The sequence below is a fragment of the Lentzea sp. NPDC059081 genome (genome assembly GCF_042738015.1).
Lineage (GTDB): Bacteria > Actinomycetota > Actinomycetes > Mycobacteriales > Pseudonocardiaceae > Lentzea.
In genome coordinates this window covers 543,023-570,012 of the sequence record NZ_JBHYGW010000001.1, presented here as the reverse complement: position 1 = coordinate 570,012, position 26,990 = coordinate 543,023, and the positions used below count along the sequence as shown (strand labels likewise).

General features: G+C 63.3%; 23 protein-coding genes and 2 pseudogenes. 15 read left to right on the top strand and 10 right to left on the bottom strand.

All coding sequences use genetic code 11. The annotated features are described in order from the left end of the window. Nucleotides 1–10 precede the first annotated feature (10 nt). The 5 genes from ACFWV3_RS02815 (at nucleotide 11) to ACFWV3_RS02795 (ending at nucleotide 5,047) form a co-directional block, all read left to right on the top strand. A complete protein-coding gene (locus ACFWV3_RS02815) occupies nucleotides 11–1,174 on the top strand; it encodes a cytochrome P450 (protein WP_382407499.1) in 1,164 nt (387 codons plus the stop codon). Next, entirely contained in the window at nucleotides 1,171–2,316 is a 1,146-nt protein-coding gene (locus tag ACFWV3_RS02810; RefSeq protein ID WP_382407497.1) for a cytochrome P450, read from the top strand. Before ACFWV3_RS02815 ends, ACFWV3_RS02810 begins: the two co-directional genes overlap by 4 nt. Nucleotides 2,317–2,345: 29 nt before the next feature. Next, nucleotides 2,346–3,356: an aldo/keto reductase gene (locus ACFWV3_RS02805; RefSeq protein WP_382407495.1), complete on the top strand. Its 1,011-nt coding sequence runs from the start codon at nucleotides 2,346–2,348 to the stop codon at nucleotides 3,354–3,356. Between the two features lie 5 nt (nucleotides 3,357–3,361). After that, the gene (locus ACFWV3_RS02800; RefSeq protein WP_382407492.1) at nucleotides 3,362–4,282 is read left to right on the top strand and encodes an MBL fold metallo-hydrolase; all 921 of its coding nucleotides are present in this window, start codon (nucleotides 3,362–3,364) and stop codon (nucleotides 4,280–4,282) included. A gap of 348 nt (nucleotides 4,283–4,630) precedes the next feature. Beyond that, nucleotides 4,631–5,047 (top strand): DUF4232 domain-containing protein, encoded by a 417-nt coding sequence (locus ACFWV3_RS02795; protein ID WP_382407489.1) that lies wholly within the window; start codon nucleotides 4,631–4,633, stop codon nucleotides 5,045–5,047. Nucleotides 5,048–5,251: 204 nt separating this feature from the next. Here the strand turns inward: ACFWV3_RS02795 and ACFWV3_RS02790 are convergent. From ACFWV3_RS02790 to ACFWV3_RS02775, 4 genes and pseudogenes are all read right to left on the bottom strand, one after another. Then, nucleotides 5,252–5,440 (bottom strand): annotated as a pseudogene (locus ACFWV3_RS02790) (aldehyde dehydrogenase (NADP(+))); the annotation flags it as partial. 434 nt (nucleotides 5,441–5,874) lie between these two features. Continuing rightward, the gene (locus ACFWV3_RS02785; protein ID WP_382407487.1) at nucleotides 5,875–6,339 is read right to left on the bottom strand and encodes a hypothetical protein; all 465 of its coding nucleotides are present in this window, start codon (nucleotides 6,337–6,339) and stop codon (nucleotides 5,875–5,877) included. Between the two features lie 595 nt (nucleotides 6,340–6,934). Next, a complete protein-coding gene (locus ACFWV3_RS02780) occupies nucleotides 6,935–7,447 on the bottom strand; it encodes a hypothetical protein (protein ID WP_382407485.1) in 513 nt (170 codons plus the stop codon). An 11-nt stretch (nucleotides 7,448–7,458) separates the two neighbouring features. After that, entirely contained in the window at nucleotides 7,459–9,084 is a 1,626-nt protein-coding gene (locus tag ACFWV3_RS02775) for a hypothetical protein (RefSeq protein ID WP_382407483.1), read from the bottom strand. A 171-nt stretch (nucleotides 9,085–9,255) separates the two neighbouring features. On the opposite strand from ACFWV3_RS02775, the gene ACFWV3_RS02770 reads away from it, so the two are divergent. The 6 genes from ACFWV3_RS02770 to ACFWV3_RS02745 all read left to right on the top strand — a co-directional run bounded on the left by ACFWV3_RS02770 (nucleotide 9,256) and on the right by ACFWV3_RS02745 (nucleotide 19,332). Then, complete coding sequence (locus ACFWV3_RS02770) at nucleotides 9,256–9,861, top strand: hypothetical protein (RefSeq protein ID WP_382407481.1); 606 nt, start codon at nucleotides 9,256–9,258, stop codon at nucleotides 9,859–9,861. Nucleotides 9,862–10,609: 748 nt separating this feature from the next. Continuing rightward, the gene (locus ACFWV3_RS02765; RefSeq protein WP_382407478.1) at nucleotides 10,610–12,421 is read left to right on the top strand and encodes a hypothetical protein; all 1,812 of its coding nucleotides are present in this window, start codon (nucleotides 10,610–10,612) and stop codon (nucleotides 12,419–12,421) included. 564 nt (nucleotides 12,422–12,985) lie between these two features. Continuing rightward, nucleotides 12,986–13,459, top strand: a complete 474-nt coding sequence (locus ACFWV3_RS02760; protein WP_382407476.1) for a hypothetical protein — start codon at nucleotides 12,986–12,988, stop codon at nucleotides 13,457–13,459. Next, nucleotides 13,452–14,690: an HNH endonuclease gene (locus ACFWV3_RS02755; protein ID WP_382407473.1), complete on the top strand. Its 1,239-nt coding sequence runs from the start codon at nucleotides 13,452–13,454 to the stop codon at nucleotides 14,688–14,690. Before ACFWV3_RS02760 ends, ACFWV3_RS02755 begins: the two co-directional genes overlap by 8 nt. Before the next feature lie 702 nt (nucleotides 14,691–15,392). After that, a complete protein-coding gene (locus tag ACFWV3_RS02750) occupies nucleotides 15,393–17,414 on the top strand; it encodes a hypothetical protein (RefSeq protein WP_382407471.1) in 2,022 nt (673 codons plus the stop codon). Between the two features lie 79 nt (nucleotides 17,415–17,493). After that, a complete protein-coding gene (locus ACFWV3_RS02745; RefSeq protein WP_382407468.1) occupies nucleotides 17,494–19,332 on the top strand; it encodes an ATP-binding protein in 1,839 nt (612 codons plus the stop codon). A 64-nt stretch (nucleotides 19,333–19,396) separates the two neighbouring features. Here ACFWV3_RS02745 and ACFWV3_RS02740 read toward each other — a convergent pair whose 3' ends face one another. The 3 genes from ACFWV3_RS02740 to ACFWV3_RS02730 form a co-directional block, all read right to left on the bottom strand. Then, complete coding sequence (locus tag ACFWV3_RS02740) at nucleotides 19,397–20,239, bottom strand: DUF5753 domain-containing protein (protein ID WP_382407466.1); 843 nt, start codon at nucleotides 20,237–20,239, stop codon at nucleotides 19,397–19,399. 63 nt (nucleotides 20,240–20,302) lie between these two features. Next, the gene (locus tag ACFWV3_RS02735) at nucleotides 20,303–21,202 is read right to left on the bottom strand and encodes a helix-turn-helix domain-containing protein (RefSeq protein ID WP_382407464.1); all 900 of its coding nucleotides are present in this window, start codon (nucleotides 21,200–21,202) and stop codon (nucleotides 20,303–20,305) included. Next, complete coding sequence (locus ACFWV3_RS02730; protein ID WP_382407462.1) at nucleotides 21,168–21,425, bottom strand: hypothetical protein; 258 nt, start codon at nucleotides 21,423–21,425, stop codon at nucleotides 21,168–21,170. The genes ACFWV3_RS02735 and ACFWV3_RS02730 overlap by 35 nt, the downstream gene beginning before the upstream one ends. A 344-nt stretch (nucleotides 21,426–21,769) precedes the next feature. Here ACFWV3_RS02730 and ACFWV3_RS02725 point away from each other — a divergent pair, with 344 nt between their 5' ends. Then, nucleotides 21,770–23,320, top strand: a complete 1,551-nt coding sequence (locus ACFWV3_RS02725) for a transcriptional regulator (RefSeq protein ID WP_382407460.1) — start codon at nucleotides 21,770–21,772, stop codon at nucleotides 23,318–23,320. Here ACFWV3_RS02725 and ACFWV3_RS02720 read toward each other — a convergent pair. The 3 genes from ACFWV3_RS02720 to ACFWV3_RS02710 all read right to left on the bottom strand — a co-directional run bounded on the left by ACFWV3_RS02720 (nucleotide 23,309) and on the right by ACFWV3_RS02710 (nucleotide 25,739). Continuing rightward, a complete protein-coding gene (locus ACFWV3_RS02720; protein WP_382407458.1) occupies nucleotides 23,309–23,659 on the bottom strand; it encodes a signal peptidase I in 351 nt (116 codons plus the stop codon). The two genes, ACFWV3_RS02725 and ACFWV3_RS02720, sit on opposite strands and share 12 nt — an antisense overlap. Further along, the gene (locus ACFWV3_RS02715) at nucleotides 23,656–25,227 is read right to left on the bottom strand and encodes a transcriptional regulator (protein WP_382407456.1); all 1,572 of its coding nucleotides are present in this window, start codon (nucleotides 25,225–25,227) and stop codon (nucleotides 23,656–23,658) included. Before ACFWV3_RS02715 ends, ACFWV3_RS02720 begins: the two co-directional genes overlap by 4 nt. 128 nt (nucleotides 25,228–25,355) lie before the next feature. Beyond that, nucleotides 25,356–25,739, bottom strand: a complete 384-nt coding sequence (locus tag ACFWV3_RS02710; RefSeq protein ID WP_166053843.1) for an XRE family transcriptional regulator — start codon at nucleotides 25,737–25,739, stop codon at nucleotides 25,356–25,358. 349 nt (nucleotides 25,740–26,088) lie between these two features. Between ACFWV3_RS02710 and ACFWV3_RS02705 the strand changes: the two genes are divergently transcribed. From ACFWV3_RS02705 to ACFWV3_RS02695, 3 genes and pseudogenes are all read left to right on the top strand, one after another. Further along, nucleotides 26,089–26,427 carry a WhiB family transcriptional regulator gene (locus ACFWV3_RS02705; RefSeq protein ID WP_382407454.1) on the top strand — a complete coding sequence of 113 codons (339 nt, stop codon included), beginning with the start codon at nucleotides 26,089–26,091 and terminating at the stop codon, nucleotides 26,425–26,427. Beyond that, nucleotides 26,424–26,756 (top strand): hypothetical protein, encoded by a 333-nt coding sequence (locus ACFWV3_RS02700; protein WP_090062701.1) that lies wholly within the window; start codon nucleotides 26,424–26,426, stop codon nucleotides 26,754–26,756. The genes ACFWV3_RS02705 and ACFWV3_RS02700 overlap by 4 nt, the downstream gene beginning before the upstream one ends. Then, nucleotides 26,753–26,990: pseudogene (locus ACFWV3_RS02695) on the top strand (hypothetical protein); the annotation flags it as partial. The gene ACFWV3_RS02700 and the pseudogene ACFWV3_RS02695, both read left to right, overlap by 4 nt.

Genomic DNA, 26,990 nt, shown 5'->3' with positions numbered 1-26,990 from the left:
CCGTTCGTTCATGGCCGATCCCTACCCGATCCTCCGGAAGATCCAGGACGAGCACGCCGCCTTTCCCGTGGAGAACGGCGGATTCCGGATGTGGGTCGTGACGCGGTACGACGACGCGCGGGCGATCCTCGGCGATCCCAGCATGCAACGCGATCTCGTCAAGCACCGGTACGAGCTCATGGAGCGCACCCTGCTCGACATCGAGCGCAGGCCGAAGCTGCCGCGGGAGCTCCAGCGCAGCATGCTCGACCAGGACGGGGACGACCACCGCAGGCTGCGGTCGGTGATCAGCAAGTTCTTCGTCCCCAGCCGCATCGACCGGTTGCGGTCCCGCGTCGAGGAGGTCGCCGACGAGCTGCTCGACAGGTTGCCGGTCGGGGAACCGGTCGACCTGGTCGCGCGGTACGCGCGCGGCCTCGTAGCCACCGGCATCTCCGAGCTGCTCGGGGTGCCGGAGGGCATGCGTGGCGGATTTCCTGTCTGGGAGACCGACGTCCTGACCGCACCGACCAAGGCAGGGGTCGAGGAGGCGGCGCGGTTGTTGACCCGGTTCGCGCGGGAACTGGTGGCGCTCAAAAGGGCCCAGCCCGCCGCGGACGTGCTGACCGAGCTCGTCCAGGCGGCCGATCGCGGTGCCATGGACGAGGTCGAGCTGATGTCGATGATCACGCTGCTGCTGGTGGCCGGAATGGAACCGGCCAGCGCGATCAGCAGCGGGATCCTGGCCCTGCTCACCCATCCGGAAGAGCTGCGAGCGGTGCTGGACGACCCCGCGCTGATGCCGGACTGCGTCGAGGAGGTCATCCGCTTCGAGACACCGTTCCGGATGCTCGCCCCGCGCTACCTCGACCATCCGATGGAACTCGACGGCGTGACGATCCCCGCGGGGGAGCTGATCCTCATCTCCACGGGTGGCGCGAACCGGGACCCGCGGCAATTCGCGGACCCCGACACGTTCCAGGCGGCACGGTGCCCGCGAGGGCATCTCGGTTTCAGCCACGGCATCCACCGCTGTCTCGGCGCCGAGCTGGGACGGTTGCAGACCGCCGTCGGCCTGCAACGGCTCTTCACCCGCTTCCCGGACTCACGGCTGGTCCACGCGGCCGAGGACGCCAAGTGGCGCCCCGGCATGGTGGTGCGCCGGCTGGCGGAGATCCCGGTGGTGCTCGCGTGACGGTCACCGACGAGACCTCGCCGGTGCGCCAGGTGTCCCTGCCGGACGGCAGGACGATCTGGCAGGTGCGCCGATACGAACTGGTGCGGGAGCTGCTCACCAGCGGCGAGCTGTCGAACGACACCTCGGCCATGGGGGACAGGGCACCGCTCGCGGGACTGCCGGAGTTCGTGCGCGGTCTCGTCGAACGGGGCATGCTCAACAACGACCCGCCGGCGCACACCCGCAAGCGGTCGGCCGTGGCCCAGCACTTCACCTCCCGCCGTGCCAAGGCCGCCCGTTCCGCGGTCCGGCGGATCGCCGGCGAGCTGGTCGACGCGTTCGCCGGCGAGCCGGTGGTGGACCTGTTCACCGCGTACACCACCCCGCTGCCGACCAGGGTGCTGGGGGAGATCATCGGCATTCCGGCGGCGGACTGCCGGCGCGTGCAACAGCTCTCGGACGTCTTCGTGACCGACCTGCTGTCGAGCAGCGAGCGCCAAGAGCTCGCCGGCACCGAACTGCTGACCTACTACGCGGAGCTCGGCAGGCAGCGCAGGAAGACCCCGGCCGCCGACGTGATCACCGATCTCGTCGGCGCGGGGATGGGCGACGACGACGACATCAGCTCCATGGTTTTCGTGGTCATGCTGGCAGGGCAGACGGCGGCCACCCAGCTGCTCACCAAGGGCCTGTGGTCGCTGCTGACCCACGAGCGGCAGTTCGCTGGTCTCCGGGCAGACCGGTCGCTGCTTTCGTCCACAGTGGACGAATGCCTGCGGTACCAGACCCCGTTGGCGCTGTCCGCGTTCCGCAGCCCCCTGCACCGGCCGTACGTCGTCGCGGGCGTGGAGATACCCGCGGGTGACGTCGTGGTCTGCTCACTCGCCGAGGCGAACCGCGATCCCGATCGGTTCGCCGACCCGGACGCCTTCGACGTCCGCCGCGAGGACAACCAGCACCTGGCGTTCGGGTACGGCCTGCACCGCTGTCTCGGCGCTCACCTGGCGAAGGTCGAGGCGGAGGTGGCGTTCGAGACGCTGATGGACCGGTTCGACGACATCAGGCTGACTGGCGCCACCGACGTCGTGTGGGACCAGACGGCGCTGATGCGCAGGATCGTCGCGCTGCCGGTGCGCCTGAGCACCAACGACTCCGAGTAGCCCCATCCACCACAGGGAGAGCCACGACAATGCGGAAACGTGTTCTGCCGAACAGCGGTCTGGAGGTGTCCCGGATCGGGCTCGGCACCCTGACCTGGGGCCGGCCGGGAACCGACGAGGACGCGGCCGCGCAGCTGCGGTCGTACGCCGAGGCCGGTGGCAACTTCGTGACGACCGCGACGGTGTACGGCAACGGCCGTGCCGAGGAGGTGCTCGGCGCGGAGCTGGCCACCTCCCACCGGCGCGATGACTTCGTAGTGCTGACCAAAGCCGGGATGATCCCCGGTACGACCAAGGTCGACGCCTCGTGCGAGAGGATGCTCGCGGAGCTGGAGGAGTCGTTGCGGCGGCTGCGCACCGGCCACGTCGACATCTGGCAGGTGCACGCCTGGGACTGGACGCACCCGCTGGAGGAGACGCTGGAGGCCTTCGACAAGGCGGTTTCGTCGGGCAAGGCGCGGTCGGTCGGGCTGTCCAACTACTGCGGCTGGCAGACCGCGAAGGCGGCGACGATCCAGGACGTGGGCGGTCGCGCGCGACCGGTCACCACCGAGGTCGAGTACTCGTTGCTGCAACGAGGTGTCGAACGAGAGGTCCTCCCCGCGGCGGTGGAGTCCGGCATCGGCGTGCTGCCGTGGGCACCGCTCGGTCGTGGTGTGCTGACCGGAAAATACCGGGCGGGCATTCCGGAGAACCGTCGGGACAGCAAGTACTTCCAGTGGTACGTGCAGCACTACGCCACCGACGACCGGTGCGGGCGCATCGTGGAGGAGGTAGTCCGCTGCGCCGAGGAACTGGCCGTGACACCTGCCGCGGTGGCACTGAGCTGGGTGCGGGACCGTCTCGGGGTGGTCGCTCCGCTGGTGGGGGCGAAAACCGCGGCACAGCTGGCCGAGTCGCTGACGGCGGAGCGGCTGGAGCTGCCGGAGGAGATGAGCGAACGGCTGGAGATGATCTCCGCGCCGGCGCGCGACTATCCGGAACGGCAGGTGGGCGGCGGTGGCAGCACCCGTCCGAAGCCGCGCGTGAAGCCGGCCTGACCGAGATGGGCACGACGGGCAGGCTCGGCGACTGGTCGGCGGTGCGGTCGTTGCGCATGGACGATGTCCTGCTGACCTACGTGGTGGACGGCACGATGGACCTGCGCCCGGACGCCTTCCTGCCCGACGTCCCGGAACGGTTCTGGACCAGCGACGCCGGTGACCTGACCGAGAACGGCACGATCGCGATGTCGACCGGCGGCCTGCTGGTCGAGAGGGACGGGCACAGGCTGCTCGTCGACGCCGGTTTCGGCCCCGTCGTGACCCGGTCACCGGCGGGCGGTGTCGACTGCGGCGCGTTGCCGGAGACGTTGCAGCTGCTGGGTCTCCGCCCGGACCGGATCGACGTGCTCGCGCTGACCCACGTGCACGCCGACCACACCGGCTGGGCGTTCGTCACCGGGCAGGACGGCACACCACGGCCCACCTTCCCCTCGGCCCGCTACCTGGTGGCGGACGCGGAGTGGGCGTCACTGGCCGCCGGCGAACGGCCGTTCGGAGCGCCCGGGGTAGCCACGACGATCGAGCCGCTGGGCCGGTGGTGCGACCGCTTCGCCGACGGCGAGGAGATCGCGCCGGGGGTGACGGCGATGGTGACCCCCGGGCACACCGCGGGCCACACCTCGTTCGTGATCACCTCGGCCGCCGGACGCAGGCTGGTCGCGTTCGGCGACGTGTTCCACGTTCCCGCGCAGCTCGCCCACCACGACTGGATCTCACCGCAGGACTTCGGTGCGGGAGAGGTCCTCACCGCACGCGCACGGGTACTGGCTGAACTGGAGCGGCCGGACACGTACGGCTTCGGGATGCATTTCGGCGACCAGGTGTTCGGCCAGGTCGCCCGCGGCTCCTCCGGCGAGCCCGAGTGGAGGCCCCTGCCCACCACGGTGGTCGGGCCGTCGCCTCGCGGAAGTTCCGGCCGCTGAGCGGGCCCGCCGGAACGCCCAGGACCCAACCACTTCCTGGTGCCGATCGTGGTGGCCGGTCCGTCGGCCACGGCCGCTGTCCGCACGGCCATGGTTCGCCTCCCGATCGGGCCGCGCCAGGCTGGATCCCGCCAGGTGGCACCGTTTCGCTGACACCCTCTGACCGGGAACGATCCCGCTCACCGGGGAGAACTGACAATGGCTGCGATGCGAACATCGGCGTGCCTGAGCATTCTGGCTCTGTGCCTTGCTTCGTGCGCCACGCTCCCGCCGGCCGGTGAGGGCGACCGCATCACGAGCGCACCTTCTACGAGCGGATCGCCGTACGAGCCCACGACACGCGGCCCGATGCGGGTCGACCTCGCCCTGCGGCCCGAAAAGCCCGGCCTCGCGGTGCTGGCGGCGACGAACACGGGTTCCATCCCGCTGACCGTGACGGGGTGGCCGCGACTGGTCTTCACCACCGTGACGGGCCAGGTCGCCGAGGTGGTGGTCGAACAGACACCCCTGCCGCGGGAACCGCGCCCTGTAGAGCTGAAGCCCGGGCAGACCGCGTTCGCCGGTGTGCAGCTCGTGCTCGACGACAGGGCCGAAGTAGTCGCGATCGGGTCGATCGAAGCCCGGATCGGCGGGGCACTGGAAACAGAGGTGAACATCATCAGCACTGTGGGCGATATCCTCACGAACACCAGCAGGTTGAAGGCACGCGAGGCGCGGATCGGCACGCTGCAGCCGACCACGGACGGCTTGACCACCGGCCTGTGATCCGCGGAGACGCCGTCTCCGCGGCTCGGCTGCGTCTTGTGTTCCGGTCGTGTGCGGTTCCTCCATCTCGGACCTCAGGGTCGTGCACCGGTGCCGTGGCCTATTCGGTTGCCTCCATGAGGTTCGCGTTCGCCGCATTTCCCCGCTGATGCCGTGACTTGTCGCTGATCTCCGCATTGCGATGCTCTTCGATTCGCCAGCGTCGTTGACGGTCCGAGGCAGTTCCCACGGGTTGGCGTCGCACAGCGCTTCTGGGAGCAGGGCGTCGGGGGCGTTTTGGTAGGTCACCGGACGCAGGAACCGCTCGATGGCCGCCGTGCCGACCGAGGTGTGACCTACTGCCGTAGTGGCTGGATACGGTCCACCGTGGTGCTGTGCCGCCGTGACCGCGACTCGTCGATTGCTGGACTGGCGTAGCGGTTTGGCGACCTTGGCGGCCGGGTTGGAACGCTCGTCGATGAGTTCGTCGTTGACGGCGTGCCGGTAGAGGCAGCGCAGTGCGGCGATGAGGTGCTCGGCGGCGGAGTTGCCGTTGCGGGTGTTGCGGCGGACGGTGAGGTTGGCCTTGATGTGCTGGATGAGCAGCTGGATGTCGGTCGGGCTGCGGTCGCTGAGCGAGATGTCAGCCCACTGTTCGAGCACGCGGTTCCAGTACGGGGTGTAGGCGCGGAGGGTGCCGTCACTGACCGCAGCGGCCACGACTGGGATGTATTCGCCGAACGTTGGTGCCAGCGGTTTGACGGAGTTGAGCAGGTACTCGGCTATGACACCCATGCGGTCGAGGACCAGGCGTGCGGCGTCGAGTTCGGCTTGCGTCGGTGCGCCGGTCATGCGCCCTCACCACCTGGCAGGGCGCGCAGCAGGAGGCCGTCCAGTGCGACGGGTGGGAACACCGTCACGGTCTGGCGATCGAGGTGTGTCAGAAGGAGCACCCCGTCGCCGCAGCTCACGGCCGCGGCGCGGCGAGCGTCTGCTGGTAGGCGGAGGTAGCCCTGCTTGGTGAGCTGGAAGACGCCGTGCGGGTCGGCGGTGATGACCAGCAGGCCGTCGTGCTCGCGAATGTGCAGCCGGGTGCCCGCGTTCCAGTCCAGTGCGGCCGTGGTGTGTCGGTCAGCGAGGCGACCGCGCTGGTCCACGGTGGCCATCCGGTACAGGACGTTTGTCAGCCTGGGAGGCCGGGATGCGGGGACAGCGATCAGAGGGAGAGGCTGGGCAAGAGCCCGGGTCAAGGCATCGGACGCCTTTTCCGGCGTCGTGTCCGGGACGATCGGCCGGATGTAGGAAATCGTCATCGAACGCCACCTGCACGTGGCACGGAAACGCAAAACAGGTGCTCAAGTGGACTTGAGCACCTGCCACGTAGACGTCGCAAATTTGCGACATTTTGGTGTCCGAGGGCGAAGTCGCACACTATTCACCCACGTAGCGCTTCCTGAGCCTGAGTAGGCGGAGCTGGCGCGTGAGCACAAGCGACCCGTTCCGCAACGCCACGTGGGATGGGTCGCTCAGATGGAGCCTGGCAGCCCTGCCAGCGAGAACGGCGAGGGAACACAGGACAGCGGGATGCTGTAACCGTCGGCCCCAACTTCAATCTGGTTCTAGGAGTACATCCGTGCGATGGCTCGGCCAGGACGCCTGCCGCTGGCGAGAGACGGTCCGCCTGCCGCCGGCGAGAGACGGTCCGCCTGCCCGCATGACGATGTCCTCCCGAGACACGCGACGGGAACGTGACGCTTGACGCTGCAGACCTGGAACATGCGTGAAGTGTCGTCGTAGACGACGCGTCAGACTGTGGTCCCGCGCTCTCGATGACAACGAATCGCCGCGACACGAACAGGAGTTACAACGCAAACCCTGCAGGCTGCCTTCTAGACGCGCCTCGCTGCTTCACGCATGCCGCTTGCGCGGGTCATAGCTGTCTGCACGGACTTCGGTTCGTCGAGGCGTTTGCATGGCAAGCCCGACTTCGCGCTGTGCTTCGATCATCTCCGCAACGCTGTCGAGTAGTTCCTGAGAGCACTTCTCGACCGGCCTGACGAAATTCACCATCGCGGTGGTCACGTCGGAGGTCTGCTTGGGGGTTAGCGGTTTGCCCGGCCTCTCCTCCAACTGGCCAAACTCCACGATGCAGGCAAACGTGGCGGTCGCTAGGTTTTCCAGCACCGCAAGGAGGTGCTGTACCAGCTCCCGTGCGGCCTCAGTGAGCGTCGGCGATCTCGGGCGTTGTTGTCTCAGCCAGTTGTCGAGCTCCTCTCGGATCGCATCGAGCTCTTCCAACGCATCCAAGCCATTGCTGACCTTGTCCTTCAGCTTGCGTTGCCGGACGGCCTTGATGAACTGCGTGCGCTTGTCTGTCGCCCGCTTGTGCCAGTTCGCGAGGAAGACGGCAGGCTCGCGCAACGTATGCTCCCTCAGTCGTCCGGGAGCGCCCAGCGCTGATCCGCGTAGCGACGCAGTTCGTCTCCCGCCGCTCGCAGCTCAGGAACCGTGCGCCGGCGGTTGCTCGCGCTGGTCAGCGTTTGGAGATGTTGTGTGACGCCGCGCAGTTCACGCTGCACCGGCCCAGTGCCGCTGATCAACGCCAACGCCTCGCCCAGCCGACGTGCCGTCTTACAGAGGCCTGCGGCGATAAAGGCCAGGCGAGCATCGCTGGAGGACAGCGGTAGTTCCTTGATGCCGTGTAGCAGCTCCACGAGCAACCTCGGCACCTCGTCGACCGGTTGGCTCGTCTTCAGCGGCAATGGGATGATCGTCGCTTCAGGCTGGCTGTCAGGGGATGCAGGTAGGTCGGCGGTTGTCTCCGGCCGCACCAGCGTCAGCCCGCCGCGGTCCGGGACCGGCTGTCGGCGAGTCGGCGATGTTCGGCCGCGGTCCCGCCCGTGGTCCGGATCGAGGAACTCACGGGTGGCGAGCGCGGCGACCTCGAAGAACCAAATCCGATCCGCCATACCGAAGTCCTGCCGCGCGACGAACCGCAACGCCGTCATGATCAGCACCAGCAGCTTCTGCAGTTTCCAATCATGAGTCGCGCTCTGTTGGCGAGCCAGAGCCTCGGACGCTCTGTGGATCTTCTGCGAGACCTCGGCGTATCCGGCCACTGGCGCCGACCTCGGGTACCCGTTCGGTGAGACCACCAGTTCCGCAAGACAGCTGCGCAGTGAGCTTTCCACGACCAGTGACGGGAGCCAGAGGGCAGCAACGGACAGTACGAGCTTCATCGGATCGCGGGCGAGCGGAGCGTCATCCTCGAAGCGACTCAGATCAAGGAGCTTGTATCTGGCTGGCTCGGACCCTTCATCTGTTTCGGGAATCAGGATGTTGTCCGCGTGGAGGTCGCCGTGCGCCCGGCCCAGCGTGATCTCGATGTGCTGCCTCGCCCCCAGGACGCCGCGGAGCAGTGCGAACGGATTGGGCAACGCTGCCGATCGCCCTGGGATCTGGACAACAGACGGCGGAGCGTCCAGGTCGAACTCCGTCTCCTGGGCAAACCTGCGTAGTCCTCCGCGCTCCTTCAGATGGTCGGCCAACCTCTTCTGCAGAAATCCGGACGCCGTAGTTGTTTCTGGCGGAGGACTGTGCCGGTCATTCCACTCGACCAGCACCGACTTGACGATCACTGCGCAGTGTTCACCGAACGCCGGGTCGTCGATGAAGCTCGTGAGTGGCCTCCATTCGTTGAGATCGCCGCCGCCGACCTCTTGCTGATGGATCCACCAGCGTGACTCCGACAAGGGGGACCATTGCGCGGTTTTGACCAGATGCGCCTCCCTGAACGCTGGCGGAGTCCGCTCGATCGCTCTGGCGACTCTCCGCGACTCGGTCGCGCCGTCCGGAGGCGGAATCAACTTGAAGATCTGGTCCTGCACCTTGGTGTCGTACCGTAGACGGACATGAGCCACGTGGGATCCGCTGCCGCCGTGCATCCACGCCCGGTGATCCAACTGGAAGTCCTGGCCTTCCATCCACAACGCCAGGCTGGCGAAGACGTCCTCTGGCAGAACCTGCTGCCATACCGTCGGTCGAAGGATGCGTTGCACGCGTGGCCCTCCTTCATCGGACGGTCCCCGGATCCGCGCAAGCGCTAGGATCAGACGTGTTCCGGACCGGCAAGTGGATGCCCGAGGCCCGCAGGAAGCGTGTTTACAGCGACCGTTGGCGACCGCGGTATCCACCAAGCGGGTGGCGAGACCCTCGACGGAGGCGATCGGATGAAGAGCGTCGGCGAAGCTGATCCAGAGCCTGTATCGGTGGAAGGAAGCCGGGACGAGCTGTCGTTGACGAAGTGGCATCTTGATCGCTACGACCGTCTCCGAGCCTCAACCGCTACCCGCGCCTCCGTGGTGATGAGCGCCGGTGCTCTCCTCTCCGCAGGCAACGCAGTGGTCCTCACTCACCTGCTCAGTGTCCCCGCCGGCCGGTTCTCGGCCTGGCTCCTCATCTGCTTCACCATCGGCCTGGCCGGGAGCGCGTGTCTGGTGGTGATGTCCCTCATCCGGGCGGCAGGTGTGCTGGTCACCATCAAGGACAGCCGCACGATGTTCGCGTCCCAGCAACAACTTCCACCGTCGTTCCTCTTCAATGGTCCCTACACAGTCGAGCACTTCGGCGCGTTCGAGGACTTCTGGTCCCACTCGCGCGCGCAAAACCTCGATGACATCCTCCAAGCCGCACATGTCGAGTTGTGGTTGGTGATCAAGCAACACCGCCACCGGTACCAGAAGCTCCGCGAGGCCGTCCGGAGGCTCCGCTGGGCAGCCATTGCCTTTCTCGTCGTTCTGCTCGGCCTCTTGCTCGGCTTCGTCACCCGTCTCTGAATTGGCAGTCGTACACCGGTGTACAGCGCGGCGAGGTATCCGCCGCTCATCGTGTACACGAAGATCTTTCCGCAGTCGGGATCCCACGGGTTGACCTTCCAGAACAGGGTCGCCTCAAGCGTGTGCCTGCCCGCGGCCCAGAGCCGGTCCGAGCCATCCCACAACTGGATCATCTGGTGGACCTGCTCGCCGATCCAGGAAGCACTGTCCATCGTGGTTATCCGCGGCAGCCGGACCGCGTACACGTATTGGTAGGTCGCGCGCGCGACCGGCTGGCGGTCCGGGGGTCTCGTCCTCGAACCTGATGTTTCCCAGCGCGTTGACGAAGGTGACGTTCCCTGCGGGTTGGTGGTCACCTCGCTGTACCAATCGGTCCATCGCCGGCGGGCGCGATGCGCACATCGCTCTGACCTTATGGGAAGTGTGGTGTTGCCGGGGTTGCACTCCGCGGACACGCGGTAGTCGGCGAGTGGTCCCCAGGCGTTCCAGACCAGGTTGAACGTGGCCGCGTCCGCACGCCGGGTGGTGGTCGCGAACGCCGAACCGGCGAGCACGGCCGCGGTAACGAAAGGAGGCCTGTCGACGAACTAAAAGTCGAATGGGTGGAAGTGTTGGTGCGCCCCGCAGGGATGGAGTGCCGAGAACGCCGCAGTGAGGCCACTCCTGCGTTCATGGATTCTCTCTTGCGAGGAAATGACCTGATCAGGGACCGCGGTATTCCCCTGCCCTGATCCAGAGAGGACCGCAAGTGACAACCGAAGCGATCAAGGCGACATTGCCCATGGGGGTCGCCAACGTCGGGTTCATGGTCGACCGCCTCGGTCAGGACTGTCACCCGCTTCAGTACATCCGCGAGCTGACGCAGAACTCCATTGAGTCGCTCTCCGGCGTTGCTGGTGAGGTCGTGTGGGACGTTGCCTGGTGGCACTTCGAGAAAACAGGGGTTCCGAAGCTCGCCATCATCGACACCGGGACGGGAATGACCGGCGATGAGATGCTGACTTACATAAACCAGCTTTCTTCGTCCAGTCACTTGCAGTCGTACGACGGGAATTACGGTGTCGGCGCGAAGGTTGCAGCGGCAACTCGAAACCATGCGGGTCTGCTTTACTTATCCTGGAAAAACAACAAAGGCTCGATGATCCATCTTTGGCGCGACCCGGACACCGGAGAGTACGGCGTCAAGCGGTTTGAGCGTGAGGATGGCTCGTACGCCGATTGGATGACTCCGGATGATGAAGCCAAGCCGTCTCAAATGGGTTCTCACGGCACCATGGTGGTTCTGCTCGGGAACGAGTTCGAGACCAACACGATCGAGCCAAGTCTTGAAGCAGTGCGTACAGGGCGTAAGCGATGGGTGACGAAGTATTTGAACACCCGATACTTCAAACTTCCTGATGGTGTTGAGCTGAAGGTCCGTGAGGGGTATGACGCTCCTCGGACGGACAGCAGACGCAACTTCTTGCGAAACGTCATCGGCATGGAGCGTTACCTGCAACATAACTCTGAATGGTCTGGTTCGGTGGAACTCGACGGCGCCGTGGCTCACGTCTGGATCTATGAAGAGAGTGAAACGCGGACCAAGGTCGGCGACATGTATGTCACGAACGGTCACGTCGCAGCTCTCTACAAGGATGAGCTGTACGAGCTCAAGACGGGTCGTAGCGCCATCAGCATGCTCCAGCAGTTTGGAGTCATCTTTGGTACCAGCAGAGTGGTCATCTACGTCGAACCCGACCGCGAAACCGAGATGCTCACGTCCAACACCGCTCGCACCCAGCTGTTGATTGATGGTGACGTGCTTCCCTGGTCGGAGTGGGCAGCCGAGTTCCGCACGAAGATTCCTGCCGAGCTGAACGAGCTCATGGAGCGAATCGCGGCTGGCTCAGGGGTGAAGGACCACCAGAAGTCCATTCGTGATCGGTTGCACGCCATCCGGCACCTCTTCAAAGTGAGCCGCTACCGCCGGGTTCCGAACGGCTCCGTCGAGGTCAGCGACGAGGCGCTCGGAGGAAGCCCCGGCACTCGCGATCAGGCCACGGCTGGAAAGCACCGCGGGTCGAGCGGTAAGGGAGGACGTAGCGGAAACCTCTACGCCATGTACGCCGCGGCGGGCGGCGACAACGGTGAGCCGGTAGACGGCGCCGACGTGATGCCTCAGGTGAGGTGGATTTCAACGAAGGACGGAACGCGCACCGCCGATGACCTGGAGGACCGTGCGGCGCGCTTCCTGGCGGACCAGAACCTCCTCCTGGTCAACAGCGACTTCCGCGTCTTCACCGACATGGTCAGTCGGTGGTGCGAGCACTACGGCAACACCGCCGGCGCGAGAACGGCCGCCGAAGACATCGTCCACGAGTGGTTCGAACAAGCACTGGTCGAGACGGTGCTCGGCGCTCAGGCGTTGGCGGGGTCAGCGCATTGGTCGTCGGCTGACCTGCAGAAGATGTGGAGCGAGGAAGGACTTACCGCCGCGGTTCTGCAGCGCTACCACATCGACAACAGCGTGAAGCGGGCTCTCGGCACGAAGCTGGGGTCGCTGAAGGACAAGGCCAGCTGACCAACTGGCTCTGACATACAAAAACCCCACGTGGACGGTGTCTTCTACCGACCCGTGGGGGGTTTTGTGTCTAAAAAGAAGGGTTCAAGTCGCTACCGACTTGAACCCCCACGTGTCCGAGGATGAAGTCGCACACTATTCACCCACGTAGCCGTTCCTGGCCTTGAGTAGGCCACCTGGCCCGTTCTGTGCAGGAGGCCCGTCCCGAGGTGATCACGCGGGACGGGCCTCACACGTTGTGCTTGTTGGCCTCTAGCTGCAGATTTTCGCGGACGTAGGACGCGGGACAGCTCGATCCACACGCGTCCTGGCGTGAAGTCATGCGCCTTGGTGGCAGGCGGGCGAGGGAGTGTTGCGGGACGGCTGACTCTGTCTGGGGGCACGTTGGCGAACGCGGCGGGCGTGCTCCTGCCGTCAGCACATGACCAGGCACTGCCCTGCGACTGCGCCGTTAGAGGGATGCTGAGCCATCGCTGTATCGATGGCTGAAGGCAGGCCGATAGTGCTGATGCCCCATTGGCTTTGGTGTCCCGTCAGGTTCTGCCGCCAGGATGAAGGAGTTGTATGTCGACAGCTATCGCGGCGATAGCGGCATGCGCGAGTGGTTTGGCGGCGATTGTAAACCTTGTTATCGCCATTAGTCTGGCTCGAATTGCTCGTCGCAACGGAATTAGTGGTGTCTTCACTTGGGCTGCCGACCTTCTGTCGAAAGAAGAAATCGTAAGCGCCAGGCGCGATCTATTCCGCGATCTCGGTGCCTATCGAGAGACCGGCGGCACTTACGAGGAAATGAGTGCTGAGCTAAAGGAGAAGTTCGAGAGCGTCTGCCGTACTTACGACCTTGTGGGGATCGCTAGTCACAACGGCATGCTTCCGCCCAACATCATAGCTGCTGAATGGGGGAACTCCATCGTTCGTTTGCATGAGCTGTGTGAGCCGTATCTGGAGGAGATACGGCGGGTGCGTGGGCCAGATTTCTGGAACAATTTCAGTCAGCTCTATCGCGAATCCCTGCGAATCTGGAGGCCGGGTGCTTGACGCGGAGAGAACTCGCGAGATGGTGGCCCTGGTTGACCAACTGGCTCCCGCTGGCACTGCTGATCGTCCGGTCCGGCACCAGGGAATTCTGTTGTTGTGGGCGATAGGCAGGGCGAAGCGCCAGTTACCGAGGTTGTTGCGGTGGCGCGAGGCGCAAGAGCAGCTGCGCTTGGTGTTTGCTGCGCTGGGGCGTGAGGGCAGCCGGCCGACCCCGGAATACCCGTTCGTGGCGTTAGCCGGAACGCCCTGGTGGGAGCTGACGGACGCAGTCGGTGAGATCCCCGCCGCGCACAGCTCGGCTCCGTTGAAGTGGCTGCGGGAGCACAACCCGCAGGGTGGTCTGTGGGTGGAGGTCTACGACCTGATGGCGGCAGACGCTGCCGCGCGAGCCGAGGCGGTTCAGGCGTTGATCGACCGCTTCTTCCATGACGGGCCAGCCGCTAAGGCAATGGATCTGGTGGGCCTGGACGGTGTCGGCCAGACGGCGGTGGGCACCCAACCAGGACGTGACCCTGCCTGGGCATGGGACGAGCTCGTCTTGGCGTGTGATCTCGTCGCCCGGAACCAATGGCACGAGTTACCTTCTGAGCGTCCTGAGGTGGAGGAGCTGTCGGCCCTGCTGCAGTCGTTGCCAATCCACGCTGACGAGCTGCGCGGCCCGAAGTTCCGCAGTCCTTACAGCGTCCGCCGGAAGATGGCCGACATCGCTACTCGGCACCCTGACTCGTCACGCAAACCCACCAACGGCGGCAAGTTGGATGTCGAAGTCCTGAAAGCGTTTCTGAAGCGCCCCAATGAGATGCACGCAATCGCTGATCGACTGCGGTCAGCTGCAGCGGCAGGCGAGTTCGACAACCTGCCCGTGACCGAAGAAGTGGTCGGCGATGGGGAAGTAGCGCTCGAAGGTCGGCTGTTAGAACGCATCCACCTGCGCCGCGAGCGAAACCCACGCCTGCGCGCCAGGAAGATCAAGAAGGTGCTGCAGGAGCGTGGCACTCTCGCTTGCGAGGTTTGCGGGTTCGACTTCCAGCACGCCTACGGCTCCCGAGGAGAGGGTTACGCCGAGTGCCACCACGTCGTACCGCTGTACACTACCGGCGAGATCACCACACAGCTGAAGGACTTGGCAGTGTTGTGTGCCAACTGCCACCGCATGGTTCACCGCGGTACGGACTGGCTCACCCCGGCCGAACTGCGAGAAATCGTTGAAGCACGGCGGCCGTTTACGTAGTAGTGGGTCGGAGCCACGTGCTCGGCAGCAGATTCCTTGTATGAAAAAGCGGATGAGGGGTTGGAGAATCCTCATCCGCCTGATCAACTTCGATGTCCGAGGTCGAAGTCGCACACTATTCACCCGCGTGCCGCTTCCTGGACCCGAGTAGCGCACCTGGCCCGTCTGGCACATCGGAACCGTCCTACGTTGTTCACGCGGGACGGGTCTCATGCTGCGGAGATGAAGGCGTCTGCCTGCAAAGATGTGACCGCGGGACACGGGACAGGCCGAACCGCACGTGTCCCGGCGCGAGGAGATGCACCTCAGGGCTGGAGTAGTCGAGGGGCCTGGTGCCGGGACCGCGGACGCTCACAGAGAAGGCTTGTCGATCCGTAGCGTCCTGGAAGCCGGTGACTCGTCACCACCACGATCGACCGCAGCACCACACACCACACGGCGATACGAGACCACTCGATCGCAGCGCCGAGCCCTATGAACCCGCTACGTCGCTGGCGAGTCTTCAGTCAGCTGATCAGCGAGTGCGACCCCTGCAGTCGACCGCGGGGTATCCGCAGCTACGTAAGTCGTCGGCCGGGTGGCCAGCCACCAGCGGAGAGAGGACCTCGGTCGTGTCGCACGGCAGCGTTGTAACGTCGAAGATCTACTGAGCGACAGCCCGTTGACGCCTCGTAGAGGCGGCCGCTCTGGGCGGAGGTGGGCATGACGGCGTGGTATGAGCTAGTGAGTCTTCCCGATTCTGCGTGTGCCAAGCTGATCGCACCAGTGCGGGAAGCAATAAACATGCCTCTTCATCTTCCCGGCTGGCATACGTTGCCGATTGGCCCGAAGATCTGGGATTTGTACGCTCAAAAGATCACCGGTCACGTCGAGAACTTTGTTTCCGAATGCGCTGCGCCTCCACTTTCTATCGGTTTCAATGGAATTAAGGACTGGCTTCAAAACCTTCTTGAAATCCGCAGCAGCATCCTGTCGCTCACGCTCGCTTTGGCTCCGTTCGCGAGATTCGACGAGTTCGCTGCGAGAAATATGCTGGGTCTCATCGATTTGAGTCTATTAGATATATCTCGGCGCCTGACAAGCGGTGGCCCATTCCTCGTCGAAGAAGATATTCGAGACAGTGTCGAATGGCTTAATGTCGAATTAGTGGACGATCGGGCTGATCTGATCTCTCTTGCGTTCAAAATTGACTCTAGCGAGCTCTATGATGCCAACAACGAGTTTAGTCCTAGTCGGATATTCTCACATTACTATCAACGGGCTGGCGAGCTCCTTGATATAGTACTTCCTCACCTCGGTTCTCTTAATCTCCCCGCAACCAGCGATGTGCTCGTTGCGGTGTCCACGGTAGGTTGGATTCTTTCCTGCGAGGATCCGGTAACGGCTTACTGCTCGATGGACTCACTAAAGAATCGGCTTCTGGGATCGCGAGGATCGGACGCGGCCAGGCAGGCGCTACAATATCTCCGAAGAAGCGAGCCCGAACTGCGCCAAGGTCGCGTCAGAATCAACCAGACCTTGTCACGTCTGCTGGCACATCTGGACGATGATGAAGAATCGCATCTCGCCCTTGCCGATCTGTATAAGAGAATGATTGAAGGGCCTTTCAGGAAATATGGTTGGGTTCATCATTGCTTAAGTGTGGGGAACTGGTCGGAGCCGCCCATGCTGACACAAATGCGTGATGCACTGGTTGCTCAAGGCGGATGGCTTGGCGGTCTTGCGCAGCAAGCCGTAATTAGGGATGTAAGGAACGGCGAGGCACACGAAACGCTTTTCTGGGACGGAGTCAAAGAGGTCTTTGTTGTAGAGGGGGCGGAGGTAGAGGATGACGTCGTAGCGCATGCCATCGTCTTGATCGATGGCTTTGCGCGAGGCTGCGAAGCTGCTGTTTCGTGGTTTCACGGGCTAAGTGCCGAGCACAAACCGATTCGTCCGCTGATGGAAGATCCTGGAAGGCTTTCCTCGTGGAGGCGGGCCGAAGCGATATTCGGAACCAACGGACTAAAGTTGATTCGCGCGAATTTCAATTCGAAGGTCGCTAGAGTCGTCTGCGCCTCTATCGCGCAAGAGAACATTAATCCATGTCTGCAATCATTGGTCGCGTGCAGCGGATTATTGCCGCATGTCGAGAGATTTGAAGTTTTCACAGCTGAATCTGTGGAGTCGGTGGTGGTTGCGTCCAGAGAATCGCTTGAGCGGGCGCTGCCAATCTGGGAAAAAGCCATCGACGTGCTATCGATGATGCCGCTATCGACTTTTCTTCCAGTTAACCTAGATTCACGTCTTCGTTCTGAAAGTCTAATGAATGCAACGCGCTCGGTGGCGTGGATCGCTGTAGACGATTTCCTTGATGCGTTTGATGGTAGCGCGGAGAGCTGGGACGCGGAAGAGCTTGAACTTTTTTCTCGCCGCATTGAGATTGCTCGGCTAGCTATTGGTAGCTGTCTATCTGCCGTTCCGGCAACTGCTCGTTTCAGAATGCAGGTTGTCAACGATGCCGTCGAAGAAGTGTTGTCTCTTGTTCGTAGCAAAAATTTCCCTGCGAGCTGGGATTCTGTTGAGAGATCTGGACTGGTAGAGCGGTTTCGGCATTGGTGGGTTGAGTGGGGACCGGCGCCTAGGCTACCTACGGTAGTAACTCCTTCCTCACTCTCGCGGGAGGACGCGCAGCGCCCCATGTTAAGAGCTGCGCCGGGCGATTTAAGGCTGCACACGCTGTGATCGCTGGTCGTCAACCTTGTATCCGCATCTGCCGTAACACCTGAGAAGTTTCCGCGCTTCTTTCTGATTGGTTGGTGCCATGAAGTTCACCGTATCGCCGCGCCTCTTGGATCACTTTGGCGTAGCTATGTACAACACAGTAACAAAAGCTATCGCAGAGCTGTGCGCAAATGCTTACGACGCGGATGCAAAAATTGTGAAAATCAACTACACGGATTCTCAGATTGTCATTTCTGATGATGGCCTCGGAATGACCACATCAGATATGAGAGAAAAGTATCTTCATCTTGGCAGGGATCGGCGTGGAGACGAGAGCGAGAACGGAGAACTAACTCAAAGCGGTCGGGCGGTGATTGGGAATAAGGGGATCGGAAAGCTTGCTGGCTTTGGCATTGTTCAGACGATGACAATCGAGACCTGGAAGTCTGGTGAGAAGACGCGGCTTACTCTCGATCGAGACGCCTTGGATACGGTCGAGGAGTTGGAGTCCTTCGATCTGCAGCCCACGGTAACCAAGGTTCGAAGTAAGACTTCATCCGGAACTACTATTACGCTTAGTGACTTCCTTGAGGAGGTTAAAAGGCCCGAGGATGAGGTCTTGCGTGCGTATTTAGCACGGCACCTGCCGGCGCGCCACGACTGGCAGATCTTTGTCAATGGTGTCAAATGCAGCCCGGGGTCCATACCGGGGAAAAAAGTGAAGATCAATGACGTCATCGAAGGACACGGCAGGGTGCGTGGGTACTACGTCATTGCGAACGATCGGCGCAGTCTGGAACCCGGCTTTAGCGTCCGTGTCCGAGATCGTATTGTTCAGGACACCAGCCTATTCGGCCTAAATCAGCAGACGCACGGTTACTTCAACATTACTCGTATCGTGGGTGAGCTGGAGCCGGACTTTATTGACCCTATCAAGAAGCCGTCTAAGTCTTCCTCGAAGTCCCGGCGAGGCGGATTTGTTATTAATACGAGTCGTAGTGGGTTCAATCCAGAGGATGAGTCGGTACAAGCACTGGAAGAGTATGCGCGTCAGAAACTCGAAGAGATCGCTAGTGGCCTGGCCAAGGAGAGAGTAAAAGAACGCAAGAGGGCGGCTATCGAGCGTAATCCGGCAGTCGAGAAGCGCTTGAAGGCTCTGGGGCCCGAGCTCTATGGGAAGTTGAATAAAACCCTCGATTCGATAATTGATAAGCTTGCGAGAAATGAGAAAAACGAGACTGTCGATGAAATTGTAGACCTAATCATTAGGTACTATGAGTCAGATGCATTGAAACTCATCTTGACCGCCGTGAAGGAAGCGGCACCTGATGAGGTCGAGCGACTGAGTGAGCTGCTCGCGCAGTATGGCGCAGCACGCATTTCAGAGGTCGCGGAGATCCTCCGATCGCAGCTCGATGTTATCGACCTTCTTCGAGAGAAGGTGCGCGATGGGGCTCTTGAGAGCGACATTCATAAGATCATCTCCGGCAATATTTGGCTTCTTAGAAACGATCTCCAGTATTGGTTCGATAACCGCGCCTTTGCAACCAAGCTTGCTGGTGGTTTGGCAAAAGAGATGAAGTTCGCGGCGAAACAGCGCCCTGATCTCGTGTGCTTTGACGACCACCCGCTCGTGGGTGGTCCTGCAGGCAAGCCGAAGCGACTTGTTGTTGTCGAGTTTAAGCGACCAGGGGTGACTGTGGCGGCTGCTGAGATTGTGCAGGTGATGCTGTACAAGAATGTTTTTAAGAAGTCGCTCGCGCAGTTCCGAGACGAGGATATCGAGGTGATTCTGATTGGAGACAAGTTCTCGGCCGAATTTGACCGCGCTGGCTTGGCTGATGGCTATAAGGTGATCAGTTACGAAGAGATTCTTGCGAATGCTTGGAATCGCTATCGCGAATTGTACGAGAGTCTTGCTCCGATGCCCAGTGTTTAGTCGTTTTTGCTAACGTTGAGAGTGGGGAGCAGTAGTGCAGCAAAGGTAAGGTAAAGTGATTCGGCTAAGTGTGCGCTGCCGCGTCGGCGATAAGTTCTAGCGACTCACTCTCGCTTAATGCAAGGTCCTGAAGTGCAGAGAACCGCATTGCTGCTCGGTTGACGTGGGAATGATCTTCTATGTACTCGGAGTGTAGGAAGGTTTCAATATAGACGATGTCGTTGTGTAATCGGTGTGGAAAGCTCAGCCATGTGAAAGAGCAGCCCACCGCTGGGTATGCGGAGGCTGAGTGCGGCACCACACGGAGGCGCACAGAAGCCAGCTCACTTACTTCCATGAGATGAAGCAGTTGCGCCCTGCGTACGAGCCTGCCTCCTATGACCTGACGAAGTACCGATTCCGGCACCACCGCTTCGACGGCTATTGGGTCGTCAGTGCTTGACCGGGTTTCCCAAGATGCTCGGATGCGCGAGAGTTCTGCGGATGCGGCAGGAGAGTCCTGATGCGTGATGGCTCTTGCGTAGTCGGTGAGTTGAAGGATTGTCGGCACCGTGTCCGTGGCGAACGTGCGCAACCTTGTTGCGTCTGCGATGAGGAGAGGAAGGTCTTCGGTCGCGTCGAATATTTCGCCTTGTGATGGTCGGGGCATTCGTAAGTCCGCCGCGTGTCTTGCCTGCGACATCACGAACTGCCACTCAGGTGTGGGCACCTTGTAGACGTACCCCAGCGCCATGATGTCGACGGCCGCGGAGGCCTGTATCGCGTTCTCCATCATGGACAGCTTGGCGCTGCTGAAACCGACGCGGTTGCCCGCTTCGACGAGACTGAGGTCGCGTTCGTTTCGCCAGCTGGCCAGCTTTCGGCCGATAGCGCGTTCGAGCGCGGTAGCTCGGAAGTCCTTAGGCATGAGGAGATCGACGCCTCACGATCACTCTGCTCGCTCTCATCTTGGTGGCGACGCGCCTGTTGCCTACAACGGTGGAAAGGGCTCGTCCTCGTCTTCGCGGATCACGTCCTCGGCCCCGTCGGACTCCTGGAGACGCACGCATCGGCGGGAGATCCACTTCAGCGACTGATCCTCGTTGAGGCTGATCTCGTCGAGTGCCTGGACGACTGCCTCATACCCTTCGACCGCGTGTTTCTCTTCGACGAAGAGGCTGGAGTTCTCGGTCATGGTCCAGATCAGCGGCTGGTACTTCGGGAACGTGAGCTGCGTGAACGGTCCAGCCATGCCGGCATGCGCACCGCCTGCCGCGGGCACGATCAAGATCCTGATCTTCTTCCAGTTCGCCATGCGCATGAGGTGTTGCAGCTGGGCGATATGCCCTTCGCGCCCACCGACCTGGAGTTCAAGCGCGAACTCGTGGGCATAGAACGTGCAGTCGAGACCGTTGCGGAGCAGCTCCTGCATCTCGTGCAACGCACGCAGCCGCTCGTCCAGTTCTGTCGCCAGCACGGTGGCTGACGCGGCCAACACTCCACGCGCGTAGTCGGCCGTTCGGAGTAGATCCGGGATCGCATGAGGATGCCAGCTGACGAGGGACTTGGCTGCGGCAAGGTTGGTGCGGGCCGTGTGTGATCGGACCGGTGCGCACTTGCCGTGTGGCTGCCACCAGCCGTTCAGCTCGGTAGCAGGGAAGAGGCTGAGCAGGTACTCGCGCTCGTGCTCAGGGACTCGGCAGGCACCGAGCACCAACACGAGTTCCAGAGTGGTGACCCCTCCCTTGCCGTTCACCATGTCCGAGACCTTGGCCTCTTGCCAGCCCAGTAGGTCGGCGAGCTGTCGGGAGGTCATGCCCGCTCGCGCGATGGCCGCTCGCAGCCTTTCGCCGAACTCACGGCCGCGCGCGGTCGAGTACCTCTTGGGCATGTCCTGATTCCTTGCTCTGGTGCGAAGAACTTGATGAGAAGCTCTGCGGTTGCGTGGTCTCCGGCTGGTTGGGCTGTTCGTCCTCGCCGTGGTTGGTGGGCGCTTCGTCGAGTGCCTTCTGGTTGAGCTGGTTGTCGCGTCGCCGTGACAGCAACTCGGTGCGCTGCTCGTTGGTGAGCGACAACCACGCTTCGCCATACGCCTCGGCTGGGAGGTCGTTCATCCGAGCACCCCGCCTAGTGGTGATGTCTTGGGTGCCGACGGCGCGCAGCCGCTCGCTTCCACCAGTCGAAGTGGTCTCCGATGACCCACGTCCACGTCACCCCTGCCACGAGACCGAGCGCGACCGTGACCGCGGCCATAGCGGCTCCCTTCCCTGCGGCGCGTGCGTTGGGTGTCCGGTGACGTGTTTGAGGCGGACGCGGAGTCCTCACGTCACCGGACGGTCTGACGGCTGCGGAGCAGGCATGGCAGACTGAAATCAAGATTTCATCAGCGCTAGATCAGCGGTACGGCCTGTGGGTGACCTGGGGCGACCAGCTGCGACCTGGGGAGCTAGGAGGGGCGATGCGGACGTTTCGCACCGTGCTTGAGCAGCGGATATGGGAACGTCGGCTGACGCTGGAGGAGTTTGTCCAGGAAGCCGAGCTGTATGCGCGAGAGCATCGGGAGCCTGGCACGCTCGGGCTCCGGCACCTCCAGAGACTTGTTGCTGGTCGTCGGTCGGCCGATGAGGCTCTTGGCCAGGTCAAAGCGAGTACCGCCCGGTTGCTGGAGAGCATGCTCGGTACACCGGTCGAGGTGTTGTTGTCTTCACCGACGGAGCGCAGTCCTGCGGGACGTGTGGGCGACGTGTCGGTTCACCCAGGCTTGATGGGTGCGTTCGAGTGGCTGGATGACGCAGCTGGTTGGGCCAAGGGTTCGGCCGCGGCGAAGGTCGGTGCCGGGCTGAAGCTCGTTGACATCGGTGCGCTCCAGGGCCTGCGAGCGCGGCGAAGTGGCATCGGCCGGCGTCAGGTCGCGGACGCGGTGGGGCGGTACTACCGAACTGGTGACACGTTCGGCGTCCGCGGTCCGGGCTTGGATGTGCGGACCAGCGTGTTCACGCGGCCGGAATGGAGTGACCTCGGGCTACCGCTCGACGCGGGCAACGAGCGGCTGGCCCTTGTGCAGCGAGTTGGGGTGACACCCGTGTTGGACGCAGATGGCGCGGAGGCGGCTGTCCAGCGGCTCGTCACGTCCGCGGCTCTGGGGGTGAGGTTCGCGGACCTGCCGGTGTACCGGATGGTGGAGATCGACGTCAGCGCACGGGGCATCGGTGGGAAGGCGGACGTGGGGAGCTTTGTCGAGTACGCGCTGACGATGGACCTGCTCGAAGCGGAGCTGACGGAATCAGCGACGAGCGGCTCCAATGCGGTGAACCCGTTGCGGGACAGGTACTTGCCGAGCGTGGATGCCGTGCTCGATGTCGCCGACCGAGTCTGCGCCGGTGGGGTGCTGGCGCTTGTGGCGATTGCACGGCCGGCGGACCCGTTCCGGGGTGCTGCGGACTACGCCTTGATCGTGCAGACGCGGTCGGACCAGGTGGTGAACGCCGCTGGGAAGCTGGCGGTCATCCCGAAGGGATTCCACCAGCCGCTCACCGATCCTCGCGCTGACGTTCGTATCGGTGCCACGCTCCGGCGCGAGCTGGAGGAAGAGTTGTTCGGGCGCAGCGATGTGGACGCGACCGGAGGCACGGCGCGGGCGGCATCGCCGATGCATCCGGGTCGCTGGTCAGCGCCGATGAGGTGGCTGGAGGACGAGCCGGGACGGATGCGCGTGGAGTGCACAGGGTTCGGGCTCAATCTCGTGAGTGGCAACTACGAGTTCGCGACGCTCGTGGTGATCGACGATGAGGAGTTCTGGCCGCGGTTCGGCGGGCAACTTGAGGCGAACTGGGAGGCGTCCGGGCTGATGCTCTACTCAAGCCTGGACGGCGAACTCATCACGGACCTGGTGCAGCAGGAGGCTTGGAGCAACGAGGGGCTGTTCGCGTTGCTCCAAGGGCTCCGGCGGTTGCGCGAGATCGGTGGCCCGCGGGTGAGCCTTCCGAACTTCGAGTTGTCAGGTCTGTGATGGCCAGCGGACGGTCATGACGACGGAGTCTGCGAGGGCCTCCCAGGAGTGGTCTACGCCCGGTCCCCACATGATGTAGTCGCCCTGGCGGGTCATGGTCTTGCTGCCGTCGGTGGTATCGACGCGGAAGTTGCCTTCTACCAACAGGACCAGGGTCGTGCGCTGGTCGTCGGCAGTCCAATCTGGACGCTTGTCACCGGCGGGGTGGGTTCCCCACTTCACTTCGACGTCCTTTTGGGAGCGGACGCCGATCGACGGGTCGATGAAGTGTCCGACCAGCCAGCCGCGGGTCTCCGTGCTGTCGTCCGCGGCGTTGCCGGCTTGCCAGTTGGCGGTCACCTGATCTCCCATTCGATCTCTGGCAGGTCCACGCGGGTGCCGCCGATTTCTCGGAGGCGGCGTAGGCCCTGCAGAAGGGCGAAGAGCCCTTCATTGCTCCAAGCTACATCGTTGACGAGTTCGTCCAGGAGCTCCGCATCACGGCTGGAGTACTGGTGCAGACGGGACGCTTCCCAGTTGGCTTGGACGTCTCCGCCGTAGCGCGTCCAGAACTCCTCGTCTTCGATGACGATGAGGCTGGCGAACTCGAAGTTGCCGCTCACGAGGTTCAGGCCGAAGCCCGTGCACTCCATGCGCAGGCGGCCGGGTTCGGCCAGTAGCCAGCGCATCGGCTCGGAGAGCCGGCTTGGGTGCATGGGGTCTGCGTGGCGCTGTTCGCCGACGGTGTTGTCCACGTCGTCGCGGCCGAACAGTTCCTCTTCCATCTCGCGACGGAGAGTCGCGCCTACCTGTGTGTCGGCGCGGAAGTCCGTTAGCGGCTGGTGGAAGCCCTTGGGGATCACCGCTAGGCGGCGGGCCGCGTTGATCACGTGGCCTGAGCGTTCCTGGACTAGGAGGAGGTAGTCAGGCTCGCTGCGGAACGCGTCCGCAGGGCGGGCGATGGCCGTGAGGGCGAGGGCTCCGCCTGCGCACATTCGGTCGCCGACGTTGAGTGCGGCCGTCAGATTCGGCATGTAGGTGTCGCGGAGGGGGAGTGCGCCGGGGCTCGTCGGCTGGTCGGTGATGAGTGCGTCGACCAGCTCGCCTTCGAGCAGGTCCATCGTCACCACGTACCCCACGAAGTCCGTCACGCCCACGGTGCCCGCGAGCTGGTGCTTTCGCATGCCCACGTCGAGCAGCCGGAACAGCGGCATGTTCACCATGCGGTGTCCCAGGGCCAGCGTTTCGGCCAGCCGTTGCGCGGCGCGGTCTGCGCTCGCCTCGTCCATCGTGATGTTGTCGGCTGGGGTTACGCCAGCGAGCTTCAGCTTGTCGTGCTTGGGGAACAGCGGGCAGTCGAGGTCCAGCCAGTCCGGGTGCGTCAGCACGGTCGTGGAGGCTGCCGTGTTCGTGCCGAACGTTGCTGTGTAGCGGCCGTGGCCGGTGGTCGAGGTGCCGTAGTAGTCCGCGAGTGCGCTCGCGGTGTCGCGTTGGTTCACGCGGCCGCGGCGGACTCCGCGGTCCTGGAGGGCGTGCAGGTCGAGGGCTGCCAGTCGTGCGGCCACTTCTCGGCGGGCTGTGCCGGGGTCCCAGCCTGCGCGGGCGTCGAGCCAGTCGAGAGCGGCGACGATCGTCGCGTCTTCGCTGAGACGGAGTTCCGCGTCTTTGGACGCGCCGTCCGGGAGGTCCAGCGGTCCGCCGTTGACCAGCTCGTGGAAACGGTCGGCTGCGTCAGCGGGTGCGTTCGCCAGGGCGGTGTCGAGTTCGCGCTGGACTCCTGAGCGCGGCTTGGTGTCCGGCTTCTGGTGCCAGGAGGCCACCGTGCGGACGCCGATGCCTAGGTGTTCGGCGAAGGCTTCGTGAGTCATGCGCAGTGCTGCCTGGAGGCAGCGCGCTGATTGGCCGGTCCACTCGTCGTTCACGCTCATGCTCGCGCTACCCCCGGAGCGCAGAACCTGCATTGAACTTGCATTGGACATGCATGGGTTCGGGCGCCGATTCACGCTGGAATTGGTGCATGGAAATCAAAGCGCTCAACCAGCAGAAACGCACCGCGCTACCGGTTCTCGCGGACTTGCTTCGCTACCGACGCGAGGTCCGACTTCAGGTCGTCCAGGCGTTCGGTTATGTCGATCAGGCGCTGTTCGACACTGTCCAAACGCGACCAAAGCGAGTCGCCGGGGTCGGTGATCGGCTCGTCTCGCTCGGGTGGGCGGCGGCCGTGCAACACCGCGTCGAGGTGCATTGGGTGCCAGCCCATGGCTGTAGACAAGGACTCCAGCGTCCGCGGCCCCCGCCGGCGTTCCACTGTGTGGTGCTGGATCTCGCGGACGATCGCCTGGGAGACGTTCGAGCGTTCTGCTAGCTCGCGTTGACGCCAGCCGAGCTCGTTCACGCGCTCGTTGATGGCTCTGGCGACTGCCGCCCAATCCTCCGACACGTAATTCCTCCGCGTTCCGCCTCGGCGCTGATATTAGCCGCCTTGCGCTGTTTGGAGACGTGACACGGCGCATTTCGCGCTGTGCGCGATCAAGCGCGCCTTCATGTGCGCTGAAATCAATCAATTAGAGCTGAAATCGTCAGCTCACTCTTTGAAGGGCCTATTCCTATGCGTACTTCTGTGTCTTCTGTTCACTCCATCCGCGAGACCGCTTGGGTGCTCGGTATCAGCCAGTCCGCCGTGTTCCGGGCCATCCGGCTCGGAGTGCTCACGGCAGAGCGCCAGTACGGCCGTCTCGTCGTCTCCAGTAGCTCGCTTCGGCGAGTGCTCTCAGGGCCGGGGGTGCTTCGTGACTGATCTGCGGCTGGTCGGCATTGCCTGGTTGCTGGACCACTTGCGATGGGTGCCGACCGATGAGTTGACCGACGTCGTCGAGAGCGACGGGCTGTGCATGTGGGCGTTCACGGGCGAACCGCCGTGGGCGGACGAGGAACTGACCGATCGGGAGCTGGCTGAACGGCAGTGCTCCGGGTGTCCTGTGCGGGACGAGTGCTTGGAACTGGAGTTGCGCACTGCTGGCGCTGAGACGGTCGGTGTGTGGGGTGCGCTGCCGGAGGACGAGCGGCGCGAGGTGCACCGGCACTGGCTTCAGCGCGGTGAACGGGCCGAGAGGGGGCCGCGTTCATGAACGCCATCAGCGTCACGCCCACTCAGGTGCTGGCCGCGGTCGGTGTCCTCTTGGTTCTGGTGTTGGTCTGGCGGGCTGGTTCCCGTCGGGCGAAGGCTGCGGCGAACGCGGCGCGGACGAGCGTTCGGCTGATGTCGCTCGGTGGGCGTGTGGTCGTGAACGCCGTGCTGATCGTGATCGTTCAGTGGGTGGTCGTGACGCACGGCGGGAGCGGCTGGCTGTTGTTCGCGGTGCTCGGGGTGCCGGCGTTGCTCGCGTCGTACACGCTGACGAAGGCGCTCACGGTGACCACGTACGAGCCTCGTGGCCGTGGTGGTGATCGGAAGTGAGTGAGCCGATCGAGCGGGTTGCTGTGCAGGTGGACCGGTTGTGTTGGACCGGGATTCTGCTTGGGCTCGCGTTCACGATGACCAACGTTCAGCAGTTCGCGGCGGCTGGTGCGGCGGTGTGGTCGCTGGCCTGGTTCGCGGCGTGGCTGTTGGACCCGATGGTGTCGCTGGTGCTGCTGGCGGTCCTCCGTGCCGAGCAGGTGACTTGTTGGCCGGGGGTGCGGTTTGGTGGAT